The following is a 14621-nucleotide window of genomic DNA, read 5'->3' as shown; positions in this document are numbered from 1 at the left end:
CAATGGCGGGGAACTCCAGACCTAAAATCACACTCGATATTTTGGCTAACGCCGGAAAAGCTCGGAAAGAAATCGATAAACTTCACGGGCAAATCCAAAGCAAATTCTCAAAAATATCCGGTGTAGCCAAAGGGCTAGGTGTAGCCATGCTTGGGGCTACAGCGGGCGCGGTAGCCCTAACTAAAACCCTCGTGACATCAGGAGAAACCGCCGGAACCTCAAACGCCCGTATTGGGCAAGTCGCTAAATCAATGGGGCTGTTCGGCAACCAGACGCAACAGGTAACTGACAGGCTAGTGAAACTCGCTAACGTCACAGCAAGGCAAACGGGCGTAGACCAAAACCAGATCAAACTCACCCAGGCAAAGCTAATGTCCTTCAAAGAATTAGCCATTACCGCCGGGAAAGTCGGAGACCACTTTGACCGCGCCACAAAAGCTGCCGTGGACATGGGGGCAGCCGGTTTTGGCACAGCTGAACAAAATGCGGTTCAGCTCGGTAAAGCCCTGAATGACCCTATAAAAGGCATTACCGCCCTCGCTAGGTCGGGTGTGACCTTCACACAAGCCGAAAAGGACAAAATTAAAACTCTTGTCGAATCTAACAAAATGCACGAGGCACAAGGCCTGGTTCTATCTGCTATCGAGAAACAGGTAGGAGGCGTAGCTCTCGCTACAGCAAACGGCACCGACAAAATGAAGGTAGCTTGGAGCCAAGTCAAGGAAAAGCTAGGACAACAGTTAGTCCCGCTGGTGGATAAACTAGCAAGTTTTATAAATGCTAAGGTTATGCCAGCTTTTGACCGCTGGGCTGAAACCTCTGGGAAAAAGCTAGGTCCCGCCTTGGAAAAGGTAGGCGCTTTTCTCGCTACCAGCGTATTCCCCACCTTAAGCGCGCTGTTCCCGATAGTTGTACAGATTGGGAGAGCCACCGCCCCTGTAATACAGCAAATATCTACAGTGGCGGTCCCAGCATTGAAAGCCCTCGGTAATATCATCGCTGGACATCCCGCGCTTTTCGCCACGATAGCCACAGCAGTCACGGCGGTTGCTGGCGGTATAGCACTATTTTCAAAGGGGCTAAAAGCCGCATCCATAGCGGCCAAGGCCTATTCAGTAGTTCAAGGTATCCTCAACGCGGTCATGAGCGCTAACCCAATCATGATTGTAGTAGTAGCAATAGCCGCGCTGGTGGCTGCGTTTATCTATGCCTGGAACAACTGCAAAACCTTCCGAGATACCTTAATCGGCGCGTGGAACGCAATCAAATCTGCCACCATCACTGTGTGGAACGCGATAAAAGACTTCTTTACTGCTGTTTGGAACATTATCAAGGCCATTTTCATAGGCTATTTGACGTTCATTGTTAACTATTGGAAGACCGTCTGGACAATCATCCAAACAGTTTTCACTGTCACCTGGAATGCAATAAAGGCCTTCGCAACAACAGCTTGGAATCTATTTAAAACCGGTTTCAGCGTATTCTTAAACTTCTTAAATAACTTGTGGAAAAAAACCTGGAACGCTATCAAGGCACTCTTTACGGCTGTTTGGAACGCTATCAAGTCTTTCGCGATATCTGTCTGGAATGCTATTAAAAAATTCTTCATGAATTGGATGAAAGCCACCCAAGCGTTCTGGGAAAAAACATGGAACGCCATCAAGAACTTCTTTATTACCGCATGGAACACCATGAAACAAGTTTTTACCAGCGTAATGAATACTATGAGGAACTTGGTAAAAACCACAATGAGCAAGATTGTAGCGTTTTTCAAAGGAGCCTGGAATACCGCTAAAAAGATAGTAACTGACGCATGGAATGCTGTAGTCAAGTCCATACGTACAGGTATTAATAATGCAGTCAAATGGGTATCCGGTCTAGGAAGACGCGTCAGGTCCGCCATAGGAAACCTTGGCAACCTCTTGCTTGGACCGGGCAAAGCCCTGCTTGACGGGTTCCTGAGGGGAATTGCCAAAGGATGGGAAGCGGTAAAGAAAAAAGTATCCGGTTTCGCCGGTTGGATTGCCAGCCATAAGGGACCAATCGAATACGATCGGGTGCTGCTCGAACCGGCGGGCAAAGCCATCATGGACGGCCTCATGAACGGCATCGAATCAAAACGTGTCACCCTGCGAAACCAGTTAAACAGCCTGTCAAACGACATTTCAAGCAATACGTTCAAATCCCCCGGTTTCGAGCTCGGAGCCTTGCGCGGGTCTTACTCCATGCAGAAAAACCACCAGCCTGAGATCCACATCACTGTTAACGCGCTCACACCCACCATGGAAGTAGGCCGTGTTGTCGCTGAGGCGCTCGAACGCTACACCGAAGCGAATGGGAGGGGCGCATGATGGCAACACACATGGACTGGCTCAATGTGACATTTCCGCCCTTGGCCGAATGGCAAGGCGTGGCATCATGGGCCGCCACCGTTGAAGGCTACATTATTGTTGAACCGGTTGAAACCGGCGGAATCCTGATTGACCTTGCACCCTTGCGCCCCGGTGTAGTGAACCGGCTGAAAGCCACCCTTGATGTCACCGCCAAGGAAGGGGAAACCCCCGCCATCAGTTTTGCCGAAAAACACGAAGCCATCCCCGAAGGGGGTGCGGTAATCATCCTGGAATCCACTTTGCCGGTTGACCCAATCCTTACCATCACAGGCGCCGCCCGGGTCAAAGTCATCGGGTTTGAGTTGCAAATAAGGTTCCCCGACCGCTCGAAACCTTACCCTTATGACCTTATCGGTTTTGATATGCTCACCCCTACAGTCCGACCTGGGTTTATTATCGGTAAATCGCACATCGGCGCCGCCCCGCTTGGCGGTTTCGCGCTCACATCGGGCGGGTTCACCATCGGTGAATCCCGCCTTGACGTGGACTTTTTGGAGGTGCCAACCCCGGAATATGTGTGGAAAGACATCTTGGGGCCGGGCTTATCCTTGGCTTTCCGGCAAGGCGCTAATGGGGGTTCATCCCTGTTGCCCGTGGCGCAAGTTGGCACCGCCGAAATCAAAATCAAAGACTTTGACCCGCGCCTTGCCAACCTTCGGCGCGGATTGAAAGCGCGAATCTATGACCGGTTGACCCGCCAAATCCTGTTTACTGGCACCCTGGAATCATTCTCACTTGAACCGGCCAAAACCGAAGGTGAACATGATATTGCCACCTTGGAGTTTGTGGACGCCGTGGGCATCCTTTCGGCCAAAAAGCGTTACGGGGTAAGGCTTGACGCCCCGGAATCTTTCAACGCCCGAATCGCCCGGCTTTTGGACGGGCAAGGCGTGGATTATCAGATTGAGGACATCGCGCCCGCCCTGGACATCAGTCTTGGCCCGTGCGTTACTGAAGCCACCTTGACCGAATACCTGGACATGACTTGCGCAACCGTTGGCGCGGCATGGTGGGTTGACCATAAAGGCAAGGTTATTTTCAATCCGAACAATGAGGTAGAAATTTTCCACCAAATCCCTTGGTTCATCATCGGTAAAACCCCGCTTGACGGCGGGAAACTCGCACCCGATGGTGCCCAGCACTTTCAAGACACAACAAATGAGCCACCCGCCCAGGTTGAAAACCCGTTTATTATCGGCCAAACCCCGCTTGACGCGGGCAACATCGGGGCCGCCGCCGCTGACCCGGCAACAGATAAGCAATTTATTATTGGGCAATCCCGCCTTGATTACGCGCTAATCTCGAATTTCACCACGCAAACCGGTTTTGCTTTGCCGGAAATCCAAGGCCCGCCACTTTTTACCGACCGGTACAGTACCGACCCGCGTGCCATGTACTATGTAGACCTTGAACCGGGCTTTGATTCCGCCGAAATACTCAATGAAGTTGCCGTGGAAAATCACACTGCCACCCGCGATGAAAACGGTTGGAGTGATCACACCAAGACTTTCACCGCTACCAACAAGGACATTGCTGCCGCCTATGGCACATCGAGGAAAACAGTCAAAGCCTTTGCATCCAGCGACACCGGGGCGCAACGGTTGGCGGATTACTATTTGGCGCGGCCATTAATGGCGGGAGAATCAGCCCTGCAAGTTTCATCCGTGAGGTTCGATGCCATGACCTATCATCAACGGTTAACCCGCCTTGACCTTTTCGACTATTGCCAACTTGTTTTCCGAGAAAAACAGACAAACCACCTTGTTTACGCAACCCAAAACCAGCTAACCCCCTTCACCTGGTTTCAAAGACTGTATCTAACCGAAGCGAAAGAAAGGATAACCGCCCATGAGTAAACCAGTTTTCAAGCCCGGCGACATTCTGACCGCCGAAGCCATCAATAACTACTTGGTCAATAATGACGCGAAAAAGAAAGCCGCGTTGGAAACACAGTTGGCGCCGATTTATGAACAAATCGAAACCAAGATGGCTGATCTAAACCATGCCATCAACGCAACCGAAATTTTCACCAAGGGAGGAAGGCCCGTTTATGACTACGAAGCAATTTAGACCCGGGGAACTGTTGACCGCCCAAGATGTCAACCAATACCTTGTGAACGATGACACACCCGATGCCGGGGCAACCGCGATAGTGGAACAGTTCCAAGCGCTGATTGCCCGGATTGAAGCCGCCCAATCAACCTTGCCAAGCGTGAAAGACAAAGCCAAACTTTACCGGTTCAGCTTTGACGACTATAACCGGGGATCCAAACCCTCTTTGAGAGATTGGACGGCCATTTTTGATGATGCAATTGAAATTGTATATGTAGCCGTCACGCCTGGCTATACAGTTAACAACACAAATACCATTATAAGTGGAAACAAACTTAAGATACCCGCCACAAATTCCATTGTAAACGATTGGCCTTTTAAAACAGATGTGTATTTTCGGATTAAGGGGTAAATAATGATTTTTACTGATGGGCAAATTTTGACCGCTGAACAGATAAATCAATTCCTTGTTAATGGTTCAGGTGCTATGGACTTGACGGCAGAGCAAACCAAGCTAGGCGGCTATGTTAGTAGCATCGCTGATTGTGAAGCCAGAGCGCAAGTGGTAAATGGAACCGCCATTAATTTTCCAGGTTGGACAACAAGCATTGAAGCAATCCCCGGAACTGTTTTGCAAACCGCCGCAAACAGCCCCGGTGGCGAGGCAACCCAGGAACGTAGGGCATTTGAAAACCTTGTAAAAAAGGACAGCGTCCCGATAAGTTTTAGTGATGTTGCCGTTATAACATATGCTTATGCAAGTTATAAAATGGTTTCAGTATTGATTCCTAGTTATGATGGTAGATTGTTTTCATCCATCCGCTTGCCTTTACGTGCTATAAAAGATAACTTTTCTACTACCATGAGCGGTTCGGAAGGGTATGATAAAGTTTATACCGGTTCAGGTTACGGATATATTGTCAATGTCAAGTTGGCTAATAAACGATATCCGAACAGCAATATGCTAGATAAAGTTGCCAATTTATACGTGTCATCAGTACCTAATGAACCAACCATGCGCCAACTTATTTGGAGCGATGGAAACCCGATTGACCCGAAGAAACCTCCTATTTTCATTCTTGAAAAGGACATCTAACCATGCTGAACCAAAAAGACATCATCAAGACCGCCACCGCTGAAATCGGCTACAGCCGTTGGACCGACCCGCAACCTGGAACCAAGTACGGGCGTGACTATGCCGGCCGGCATGGCAACTATTACGGCACCAGCGGCGTCCCCTACTGCGCTATGTTCATAACGTGGGTATTCCGCCAATGCGGGGCACTCCCACCCGGCGGCGACTTTGCCTATTGCCCTACCGGTATAAAGGCAATGAAAAAGCTCGGCCTGGAAGTCAATAAACGCAACGCCCAACCGGGGGACATCGTGTTTTTCGACTGGGACGGCGGAGTTTCCGACCATGTTGGAATCGTGGAACGCAACCTCGGAAATGCCTTGCAGACTATCGAGGGAAACACTACAGTCGCGTGGAAATCGGGCGGGGTAGGCAGACGCACCCGCTCTTTCAATGTCGTTTGTAATGTGTTTCGGCCACGCTACGACAGCGCCCCGCCCGTAGCGCAAACCCGCAAAATAATAGCCATAGACGGATATTTTGGCCCCGAATCAATCCGCGCCCTGCAAACCAGGCTAGGAACTCCTGCTGATGGGGTCATTTCCTCGCAACCCGCCGTGAACAAACCGTACTTGCCTAACGCGGGATCCGGTTGGGAATGGGTCGCCCACGGCGCGAAAGGCTCAACCTGTATAAGAGCATGGCAAAAGCATGTAGGAGCGGTTCCAGACGGATACTTCGGGCGCGAAACAGTCACGAAAACCCAACAATTCTTAGGCGTGCCAGCAGACGGCTACGCCGGAACACAAACAATGACGGCCTGGCAAACCTGGCTAAACAACCACTAGAAAGGAACAACCCCATGGGAAACCACGAAGAAACCCCCGAAACTGAAACCCTTACAGAACTTATCCCGCCGCCCGTGCGGTCCTGGCTCTACGGAATCGCAACCGCGCTAATCCCGCTACTAAGCGCCTACGGTGTAATCAGCGACCAAACCGCGCCCCTATGGATCGCCCTAGCCGGTGCAATCCTCGCAACCAGCACAGCCCTAGCCTACCGACCCACCAGGCAACCCAAGGAGGCGAAATAATGCCCACCTGGCTCACCGACCTACAAGGCATCGGCGCAATCCTCAGCGGTATCGCCGCCATCATCGCCGCCATATACGCCCGCTCAGCCTCGAAAGAAATGAAACCAAATCACGGCTCATCAATGCGCGACATCGTGAACATAATGGACGACCGGATAAAAAGCCTCGGACACCGTCAAGGAGAACTACACGACGACCTACAAAGCCTCATGACAGACGCCCGCGACACCCACGCCCGCCTATGGAAAGAACTCGAAAAAATCCAACGCTAAATCTGGGCGGCCTGTACCGCCCGTGTCAGCGGATCCAAATCAAGCTTAATATAACGCTTAGTGGTGTCAGTCTTTACATGACCCATTACAGCCCCTACCGCTAGTAAATCGTGGGTTGCGCGGTACGCGACAGTTCCGAACCGGTGGCGTAGCATATGGCCGGTTACGCCGCGGGGCATGGCGCGGCTAAGCAGTTTTTGCACCCACTTAGCGGATAGATGCCCGTCAATGCGCCCGGGGAATAGCCAACCTGGACAGCTCTCTAAGCTGTAAATCAGCGTGGAATCCTGCACCGGAATAACCCGAACTCTGCCACCTTTGCCCATGACGCGCAATACCTCGCCGTTCCAGTCTCTACCCGCTATTGTGGCTATTTCACATGACCGCAAACCGCAAAGCGCCGCAAATTTAATCATTAAGGCGGTACGGTGGTCAGCCTCGGAAAGGGCGCGTTTGACTTGTGTTTCGGTTGCGGGGCGGGGTATCCCGTCAGGTACGTGAATAGGGGCTAATAGCTTTGCCGGATTTTTCGCTAATACCTCGCAGTTTTCGAGGTAGGAAAAGAACCCCTTGGCTACCGCTTGCGCGCTACGGCGGGTCTCAGCTTTCCAATCATGGTTAGCAAGCCATTGCTCTAGTCGGGCTTGTGTGACTAGGGCGGGGCATGGGGAAATCGTGCGTAGTCTTGCTAAATAATGTCGATGGAGGCCGATTGTTCCGCTTGATCTTCCAGACGCTTTCAGAGACAGTAGATAGGCGTTAATGCAGGTAGTCCAATCGTTTGATTTCATAGTCCGAGACTACGCGGCTAAAACTACCTTGAACTGAGTAAATCCGTAATCAGTGGGTTCAGGGTTCGAGTCCCTGGTGGTGTACCACTCAGAACATTGCGATTTCAACAATTTCTCTCGTTAGTTTCCGGTATTTTATCCCGTTCAATCGCGCGCAAAATCAGAGACTAAGCGCGTCCTCCACACCCTCGCGCCCCCTCGTGGATTCCCTGCGCAATCAGCAAGCCTTCCTCTCCACCTTTGAGAGTTCAGTTCCGCATCGCCAGCTGGACGATAAGCCAAGTTTAACTGTGGCTGCTGATGAGATGACCCAGCCCTGCTTCCAAACAAGCCCTAAAAACCCCGGCGGGCGCAGGATGGAAGTCCCGCGCCCGCCGTCAAGCCTCAAAAATCAGTCGATTTTGGTGACCTGGTTGAAGTTCAACTCCACCGGGGTCTCGCGCTCGAAGATAGTGACCAACACGGTCAGCTTCTGAGTTTCGGCGTTGACCTCGGCAATGGTCGCGGAAAGTGTCTCGAACGGACCGGACGTAATAGTGACCGACTGGCCCACCTCGAAATCGGTCGCCACCGGAGCAGTCCGCTGCGTCGCTTGTGAAATCTCGACCTGACCGTCTTCCACCGCCACTTTCGCGGCCTCCTTGGCGGTCGGGGCCAGCATATTGACCACTTCCGCCAACGTCAACGGCAACGGATCTTGCTGGTTGCCCACAAAACCGGTCACGGCCGGGGTGTCTTTCACCAGACGCCACGAGTTCTCATCCATGTCCATGCGCACCAAAACGTAGCCGGGAATGCGCGGACGCTGCACCACCTTGCGGCTCTTGGCCTTGACTTCGACATGTTCTTCCATCGGAATCTCGACCTGGTAGACGTAATCTTCCATGCCGGGATTATTCGCCACGCGCTGTTCGATGTTCTGTTTCACGCGCTTTTCGTAGGAAGAGTACGTGTGTACCACGTACCACCGGCCCGGCAAAGCGCGCAGCTCGACTTCGAGGGCCTGCTTCGGGTCAAGTTCCTCCGTTTCGGTTTCCGCGGCGTCCTCGGTTTTCCCGGTGTCCTCGATGATTTCACCAGTTTCGGGGTTCACGTTGGCGGGGACTTCCTCTAGGTTCTGTTCAGCCGCAGAAGCGTCCTCGGCGGGTTGGCCGGACTCGGCGGCCTGGTTCGGTTCCGGCTGGGTTTCCTCAGCCACAACAGCGTTTTCTTGCAATTCGTTTTCGTCTGACATTACTGATATTCCTCGTGGGGCAATGGTGTTGAAAAGACCAAACGGGTCTAGCTAAAGATGAGGTCGGTGAAGGCTCCGAAGCCCAGATCCATCAATCCGACCGCGGTCATGATGATTGCCACGAAAACAATCACGACCAAGAAGTAGCGCCACAGTTCTTCGCTGGTGGGATAGACGACCTTTTTCATCTCATCCACGACTTGGCGGAAAAACTGCATGATACGCGCAAAAAAACCAAGTTTCTGATCAGCGCTAGGGGTCGGCTCGGCTTTCTTCACCGGCTGAATGGCACCTTCGGTTTCTGCCATTATCTGTTCCTCCTATAGGCAATTCTTTCCCCGCCGCGGGCACACTTCACCCTAAACAAATTAACGGGGGGATGTGTCAAATCATAGTAGAAAACCGTACCTAAAGCCAATCGTGCGGGGTTGGTACGCGGCTGGTACGTCGCTCTTGCGAGGCCCGTGTACGGAGCTGTCCGAGACCGGCCCGGCGTCTAACGCGGCAAAACCGTCACGACAGCAGGCTCAGCCGGGGCCGGAGGCGGGGACTGCAGTTCTGTCGCCTCAGTTCCCATCACTTTCACCAGTTCCTCATGGTAGCGCTGGACGGTAGCGGCATCGAGACGCGAGCCGGGCGGGATGGTTCCGTCATCGAAATCGTGGACGGGAACCGCGTGAAGTCGGCTGCGGTCCAGCACTACCGGCACCCACGCGGCGTTGCTGAGAGTGACCCGCGGGTGTTTCGCCGGCCCGGAGATGTCAAAGCTCAGCCACGCGATCGACTCAATCTGAGTGCCGATTCCCATCTCGGGGTTTTGGCTGGTCAGCAGGTTTCCGGTACCGAAATACGTCCACATGCCGGCGCCGTTCACTCCCCCGGGTGTGAGCGTAATCGGCTGGGGAACGTGGGCGTGGTGGCCAACATAGGCGTCAACGACCCCGGATTGCGCCAACGCCTGCGCCCATTGCCGCTGTTGGGGCTGGGGTTCATAAACATATTCGCTGCCGCCGTGAGGGCTGACAATCACAATGTCGGCCCCGGCCTGACGTGCTTGCCGGGCGTAGTCGATGATTTGCTCCACATCGTTGATTTCCACCAGGTAAGGGTGGCGATCCACTTCCGGCACGGATTCAAAATTCAGCCCGTAAGTAAACGACAGGTGCGCCACGTGTACGGTGCGGCCTCCCTTACGGATTTCATACATTTGCCAAGGGGTTTGCTCGGCATTCGCGCGGGTCCCGGCGGTTCCCAGCCCGGCGTTTTGCAGCACTTCCAAAGTGTGGGTAATGCCCTCGGTTTCCTGGTCCCAACTGTGGTTTGACGCCGTGGAACAGCCGTCATAACCGACCTGAACCAGGCCGTTCGCCCAATCCATCGGGGCGTTGAAAACCGGGTAGCCGTGGGGGGCTTGCCCGGGTTTTCCGTAGGGAATTTCTTGATGGCACAAGGCCAGGTCGGCACGTTCCAGGTAGGGTTTCACCTCTGCCAGCAGTTTCTCTAAGTGATACTGTCCGTCCGCCTCTCGAGACGCGGCCGTGACCCAGCTGTGGCTCAAAATGTCCCCGGTCATCGCCACGGTCAGGGTGGTTGGCGCAGCTGACGCAACAGAGCGGGTCGCGGCCTGGGTCGCTGAGGCCGGCGTGGGGTTTTGGCTAACCGTTCTGAGACCCGCCGCGGCAGCGACTAGCGCGACAATCCCCGCCAGGAACATCAGCAGGAACAGGGCGGTACTGGGTCGGCTTCGGTACACTGGCACTCCCGAAAACATTGGAAACTGTTTGAGCCAAGTGGCAGGGAAGACAGGACTCGAACCTGCAACCTACGGTTTTGGAGACCGTTGCGCTACCAATTGCGCCACTTCCCTAGTTTTGCGCTCGCCCCGCCGGGCAGAAGCGAAAAACGCAGCGTCCTCAATGATAAAGCAAAGCCGCCCTAACTTTCAAGCGCGCCCATGGCGCCGCGGACACATAAATCTCAGCGGGGGCAACGCACCCACACGCCGCCCCCGATGAAATCTGAAAATCTACTTCACTTTTGCCAGCAAATCCTGTACCCGGCCCACCCCTTCGACCAGGTCAGCGTCGGACAGGGCGTAGGACATACGGATGAACCCGCTGGGACCGAAGGCTTCACCGGGAACGACCGCGACCTCGGCCTTGTCCAAAATCATGGCCGCCAGCTGGGAGGAGGACTCGATGCGCTCCCCGTCCAAGCTACGCCCAAACAACCCCGTGACATCGGGATACACATAGAACGCACCGCGCGGCACGGGTACCTGCAAGCCGTCAATTTCGCGCAGCATCCGCACGATGGTCTGACGACGCTTGTCAAAGGCTTGACGCATCTGTTCCACCGCGTCCAACGGACCGTTCAACGCCGCGATGGCGGCCCGCTGGGCAATGTTGCACACGTTAGAGGTCAGGTGGGATTGGAGGTTCGTGGCGGCCTTGATGATGTCGGTCGGGCCGTGCATCCAGCCCAGACGCCACCCGGTCATGGCGTAGGACTTCGCCACGCCGTTGACAATGACGCAGGTGTCCGCCAGTTCCGGAACCAGTTTCAGAATGTGGGCGGGCTTAGCATCGTCATAGAGCAGGTGTTCATAGATTTCATCGCTGATGACCCACACACCCTTTTCCACAGCCCACTGGCCGATAGCGGTCAGTTCCTCGGGGGTGTAAACCGTGCCGGTCGGGTTGGACGGCGAGCACATCAGCAGGACTTTGGTCCGCTCCGTGCGTTTCGCCTCCAGGTCCTCGGGCGTGACTTTGTAGTCCTGGTCAGCACCGGCGAAAACTTCCACCGGAGTGCCGCCAGCTAGGCGAATCGCCTCGGGATAGGTGGTCCAGTAGGGCGCGGGCAGCAGCACTTCGTCGCCGGGGTCAACGGTGGCGGCAAAAGACTGAAACACGGATTGTTTCCCACCGTTGGTGACAATGACGTTGTTCGGGTCGATTTCGTAGCCGGAGTCGCGCAAGGTCTTGGCAGCGATGGCTTCGCGAGTGACCAGCATCCCTTTGCCTTGGGTGTAATGGTGGTTGGCGGGGTCTTTACAGGCCGCCACGGCGGCTTCCACGATGTAATCGGGGGTCGGGAAATCCGGCTCACCAGCACCGAAACCGATGACCGGCTTTCCGGCAGCTTTCAGTTCTTTAGCTTTACTATCGACGGCGAGGGTCGCGGACGGGGCAATGGCGGCAAGGCGCGCAGAAACACGATTTTTACTCATGCCCCCATTCTTGCACTTTTCACAAGGGCGGTGCACCATTTTCGTCCGAACCGGCCGGTTGATCCGAGGTCGGCCGCGGCCGCGAAAAACCCCTATTTCTGCAGTTCAGGGCGACTATCGAAATCCCGCTTCACCGCGCGGGTCGTCCTGACGTAATAGAACACAGCCGCCGCCACCATCACGATGCTGACCACGATGGAGGGATAGTCCCGGTGCGCCGTAAGGGCAATGACTGTCAGCGTCACCGCCGCCACCACCGTGAACCCCAGCACCACCCGCGCCAGAAAGACGACACGGTTGTACTCTTCACGAGTGCTGTGGGGCCGGCACTCCGGGCTGCAGGCAGTGGTTTCGTCAGGCTCGCCGGTCGCCGGCTGATCGTCGGGCAGTCCGCTGGTTCCCGCCAAAATTTCGCTCATGAATCCAGCCTATCAAAACCGGCGAACGGGAACGGGACGAAAGTCCGTCCCCGTTCGCACGGTTTCCACAGGTTATCCACAAGCGCTGGGGACAGTTTTGCGGAGTTTATCGGGGAAATTGTGAATCTGTTTGTATTAACAAATACCTCGCCACCGTCACCACTCTGAACTGGGCTTTCGCTAATTTTTTCCTGATATCACGCCATTTTTCCACCCTTTTATTAACCTGGACTTTACCTGCACTTTTCTGTTGAGAATCCCGCAATCCACATTTTTTCCACAGGCCGTGTGTATAACTCATTCGCGCTAGGCGGCGGCTCGGCGCAGGGTCGTTTGCCGCATTCGGCTCAGCGCCCCGGCGACATCGCCCAAATCTGGTTCAAACAAATCGGCATAGACATCGAGGGTCAGTGAAGCCGAGGAATGCCCCAGCATTCGTTGCACCGCTTTCACGTTCGCTCCGGCCGAGACGGCCAAAGTGGCGGCTGTGTGGCGCAGGTCGTGAATGTGCAGCCCACCCTGTCCGACCGCCAACGCCGCCATGTCGAAGTGTAGGCGCAGATTGGACGCCCGCAGCGGGGTGCCGTGTTTCGTCGCAAACAGGAATTCGTCACCTCCACACGCCGCCCGGGTCAACACCCGCAAGTCGCGACGCAAGAAATCCGGTATCGGCACGACTCTGGTGCGACCGTTCTTGGGAGTGCCGAACACTTGGCGCCCCGACACCTCCGACACCGCGCGTTCAATCCGGATCACGCGGCGTTCCAGGTCAACCGCAGCGGGAGTCAACGCCAGGGCTTCTCCGATACGCAACCCGGTGTACCCCAGCAAACGCACCAAAATCTCCAACCGGTTACCGCCCAGCGCGGGGCTCTGCCCACCGCGCGACCGAGGCAGCGAAGCAAACCCCACGTCAATCGCCCCCGCCCGGGTCTTGCGCCGAGTCAGATACCCGCCACGACCCTTCTTGCGCAAAAACATTTGCCCCGAAACACCGGGAAAAATGACCCCCGACGGTTCGCGGGTCAAACGCCACCACCCAATCTCTAACGCCAGGGATTCCAGCTGCAGCACAGTCAAATAGCGGTGACGTCCGACCCGGCACACCGTCGGCAGCGGCACCCCGGCCGCCGCGTTGCTCTCGATGGCCCCCAAACGGTTAGCCAACGCCAGCACCTGCCCCACGATTTGATAGGCCTGACGCACGCCGGTGGGACTAACGCCCTGCTCAGCGAGCTTCGCGACCCAGGAAACCACCTGCAGATAGCTGACCTGTTTCGGGGGCTGACCCCCAAATTCCAGGTTGACCGTATTCAGCATCGAACGGTAACAAGCCCGGGTGGTCGGCTTGAGATCGACCCGGCTTTCCAACCAAATCCGGCCAAAATCAGCGAAAGTGTGCGGTTCGAAGTCGGCGCACGGGTCGGTATGTAACAGATTTTCCATGGTTTTCCCTTTCAGATAGGTATCTTCCCGAGGTGTCGGGGCCGGCGAGAGCCAGCTCAATGGGAAACGGTAGAATGTGAGGTCACTGAGGAGGAGTAACTTGGCGAAAATATTAGTGGGATTATCCGGCGGGGTGGATTCGGCCGTGGCGACCGCCCGCTTGCAAGCGGCCGGTCACGAGGTTTCGGGGTTCTTTATGCAGTTGGAATCCCCCTCCCGTCCGTGGTCGCGGCCTGTCACCTCCGCCAATCCGGTGGACGCCCTGGCTGACGCGCATCGGGTCGCGGATTTCTTGGGGGTAGAACTGCAGGTGTGGGACTTGGCCGAGCGTTTCAACCGGGTCGTGATGGATTCGTTTGTACAGGCTTATCGCGACGGTTTGACCCCGAACCCCTGCGTGCATTGCAACCGTTTCATCAAGTTCGGTTACGTCATCGAACGCGCCCTGCGGGAGGGTTTCGATTATGTCGCGACCGGCCACTATGCCCGACTCTGGCGTCCCGGCCAGGCGGGGTTGATTCCGTCGAGTGTTCCCCAGACCGGTGCGGACGGCGTGTTTCCGGACTTTGCCCTGCTGCGCGGGTCGGCGATGGGCAAGGACCAAAGTTACGTTT

General features: G+C 55.1%; 15 protein-coding genes, 1 tRNA gene and 1 pseudogene. 9 read left to right on the top strand and 8 right to left on the bottom strand.

Annotation, left to right across the window (positions count from 1 at the left end):
- Positions 1–2 precede the first annotated feature (2 nt).
- Genes Q0X47_RS06895 through Q0X47_RS06860 form a run of 8 tightly spaced genes read left to right on the top strand, consistent with a single transcriptional unit; the run spans position 3 to position 6885 of the window.
- Positions 3–2351: a hypothetical protein gene (locus Q0X47_RS06895; RefSeq protein WP_297724210.1), complete on the top strand. Its 2349-nt coding sequence runs from the start codon at positions 3–5 to the stop codon at positions 2349–2351.
- Positions 2348–4249, top strand: a complete 1902-nt coding sequence (locus tag Q0X47_RS06890; RefSeq protein ID WP_297724208.1) for a hypothetical protein — start codon at positions 2348–2350, stop codon at positions 4247–4249. The genes Q0X47_RS06895 and Q0X47_RS06890 overlap by 4 nt, the downstream gene beginning before the upstream one ends.
- Positions 4242–4463 carry a hypothetical protein gene (locus Q0X47_RS06885; protein WP_297724206.1) on the top strand — a complete coding sequence of 74 codons (222 nt, stop codon included), beginning with the start codon at positions 4242–4244 and terminating at the stop codon, positions 4461–4463. Before Q0X47_RS06890 ends, Q0X47_RS06885 begins: the two co-directional genes overlap by 8 nt.
- Positions 4444–4857, top strand: coding sequence for a hypothetical protein (locus tag Q0X47_RS06880; RefSeq protein WP_297724204.1), 414 nt, complete (start codon positions 4444–4446; stop codon positions 4855–4857). Before Q0X47_RS06885 ends, Q0X47_RS06880 begins: the two co-directional genes overlap by 20 nt.
- A 3-nt stretch (positions 4858–4860) precedes the next feature.
- The gene (locus Q0X47_RS06875; RefSeq protein WP_297724202.1) at positions 4861–5541 is read left to right on the top strand and encodes a hypothetical protein; all 681 of its coding nucleotides are present in this window, start codon (positions 4861–4863) and stop codon (positions 5539–5541) included.
- 2 nt (positions 5542–5543) lie between these two features.
- Entirely contained in the window at positions 5544–6368 is an 825-nt protein-coding gene (locus tag Q0X47_RS06870; protein WP_297724200.1) for a CHAP domain-containing protein, read from the top strand.
- A gap of 14 nt (positions 6369–6382) precedes the next feature.
- The gene (locus Q0X47_RS06865; RefSeq protein WP_297724198.1) at positions 6383–6613 is read left to right on the top strand and encodes a hypothetical protein; all 231 of its coding nucleotides are present in this window, start codon (positions 6383–6385) and stop codon (positions 6611–6613) included.
- The gene (locus Q0X47_RS06860) at positions 6613–6885 is read left to right on the top strand and encodes a flagellar motor protein (RefSeq protein WP_297724196.1); all 273 of its coding nucleotides are present in this window, start codon (positions 6613–6615) and stop codon (positions 6883–6885) included. Before Q0X47_RS06865 ends, Q0X47_RS06860 begins: the two co-directional genes overlap by 1 nt.
- Here the strand turns inward: Q0X47_RS06860 and Q0X47_RS06855 are convergent.
- From Q0X47_RS06855 to Q0X47_RS06820, 8 genes are all read right to left on the bottom strand, one after another.
- Positions 6882–7676 carry a tyrosine-type recombinase/integrase gene (locus tag Q0X47_RS06855; protein WP_297724194.1) on the bottom strand — a complete coding sequence of 265 codons (795 nt, stop codon included), beginning with the start codon at positions 7674–7676 and terminating at the stop codon, positions 6882–6884. The two genes, Q0X47_RS06860 and Q0X47_RS06855, sit on opposite strands and share 4 nt — an antisense overlap.
- A 391-nt stretch (positions 7677–8067) precedes the next feature.
- Complete coding sequence (gene nusG, locus Q0X47_RS06850; RefSeq protein WP_297724192.1) at positions 8068–8910, bottom strand: transcription termination/antitermination protein NusG; 843 nt, start codon at positions 8908–8910, stop codon at positions 8068–8070.
- A 47-nt stretch (positions 8911–8957) separates the two neighbouring features.
- Positions 8958–9218: a preprotein translocase subunit SecE gene (gene secE / locus Q0X47_RS06845; protein WP_297724190.1), complete on the bottom strand. Its 261-nt coding sequence runs from the start codon at positions 9216–9218 to the stop codon at positions 8958–8960.
- 188 nt (positions 9219–9406) lie between these two features.
- The gene (locus Q0X47_RS06840) at positions 9407–10663 is read right to left on the bottom strand and encodes a CapA family protein (protein WP_297724188.1); all 1257 of its coding nucleotides are present in this window, start codon (positions 10661–10663) and stop codon (positions 9407–9409) included.
- Positions 10664–10701: 38 nt separating this feature from the next.
- A tRNA-Trp gene (locus tag Q0X47_RS06835) sits at positions 10702–10777 on the bottom strand.
- A gap of 159 nt (positions 10778–10936) precedes the next feature.
- Positions 10937–12142 carry a pyridoxal phosphate-dependent aminotransferase gene (locus tag Q0X47_RS06830; RefSeq protein WP_297724186.1) on the bottom strand — a complete coding sequence of 402 codons (1206 nt, stop codon included), beginning with the start codon at positions 12140–12142 and terminating at the stop codon, positions 10937–10939.
- A gap of 92 nt (positions 12143–12234) precedes the next feature.
- Complete coding sequence (locus Q0X47_RS06825; RefSeq protein ID WP_297724184.1) at positions 12235–12561, bottom strand: hypothetical protein; 327 nt, start codon at positions 12559–12561, stop codon at positions 12235–12237.
- A gap of 306 nt (positions 12562–12867) precedes the next feature.
- Positions 12868–14007 (bottom strand): site-specific integrase, encoded by a 1140-nt coding sequence (locus tag Q0X47_RS06820; protein WP_297724182.1) that lies wholly within the window; start codon positions 14005–14007, stop codon positions 12868–12870.
- 100 nt (positions 14008–14107) lie between these two features.
- On the opposite strand from Q0X47_RS06820, the pseudogene Q0X47_RS06815 reads away from it, so the two are divergent.
- A pseudogene (locus Q0X47_RS06815) lies at positions 14108–14621 on the top strand (tRNA 2-thiouridine(34) synthase MnmA); the annotation flags it as partial.

Source organism: uncultured Mobiluncus sp., assembly GCF_947254095.1.
Lineage (GTDB): Bacteria > Actinomycetota > Actinomycetes > Actinomycetales > Actinomycetaceae > Mobiluncus.
The sequence above is the reverse complement of the archived record's forward strand: the minus strand, read 5'-3'. Positions and strand labels throughout refer to the sequence as shown.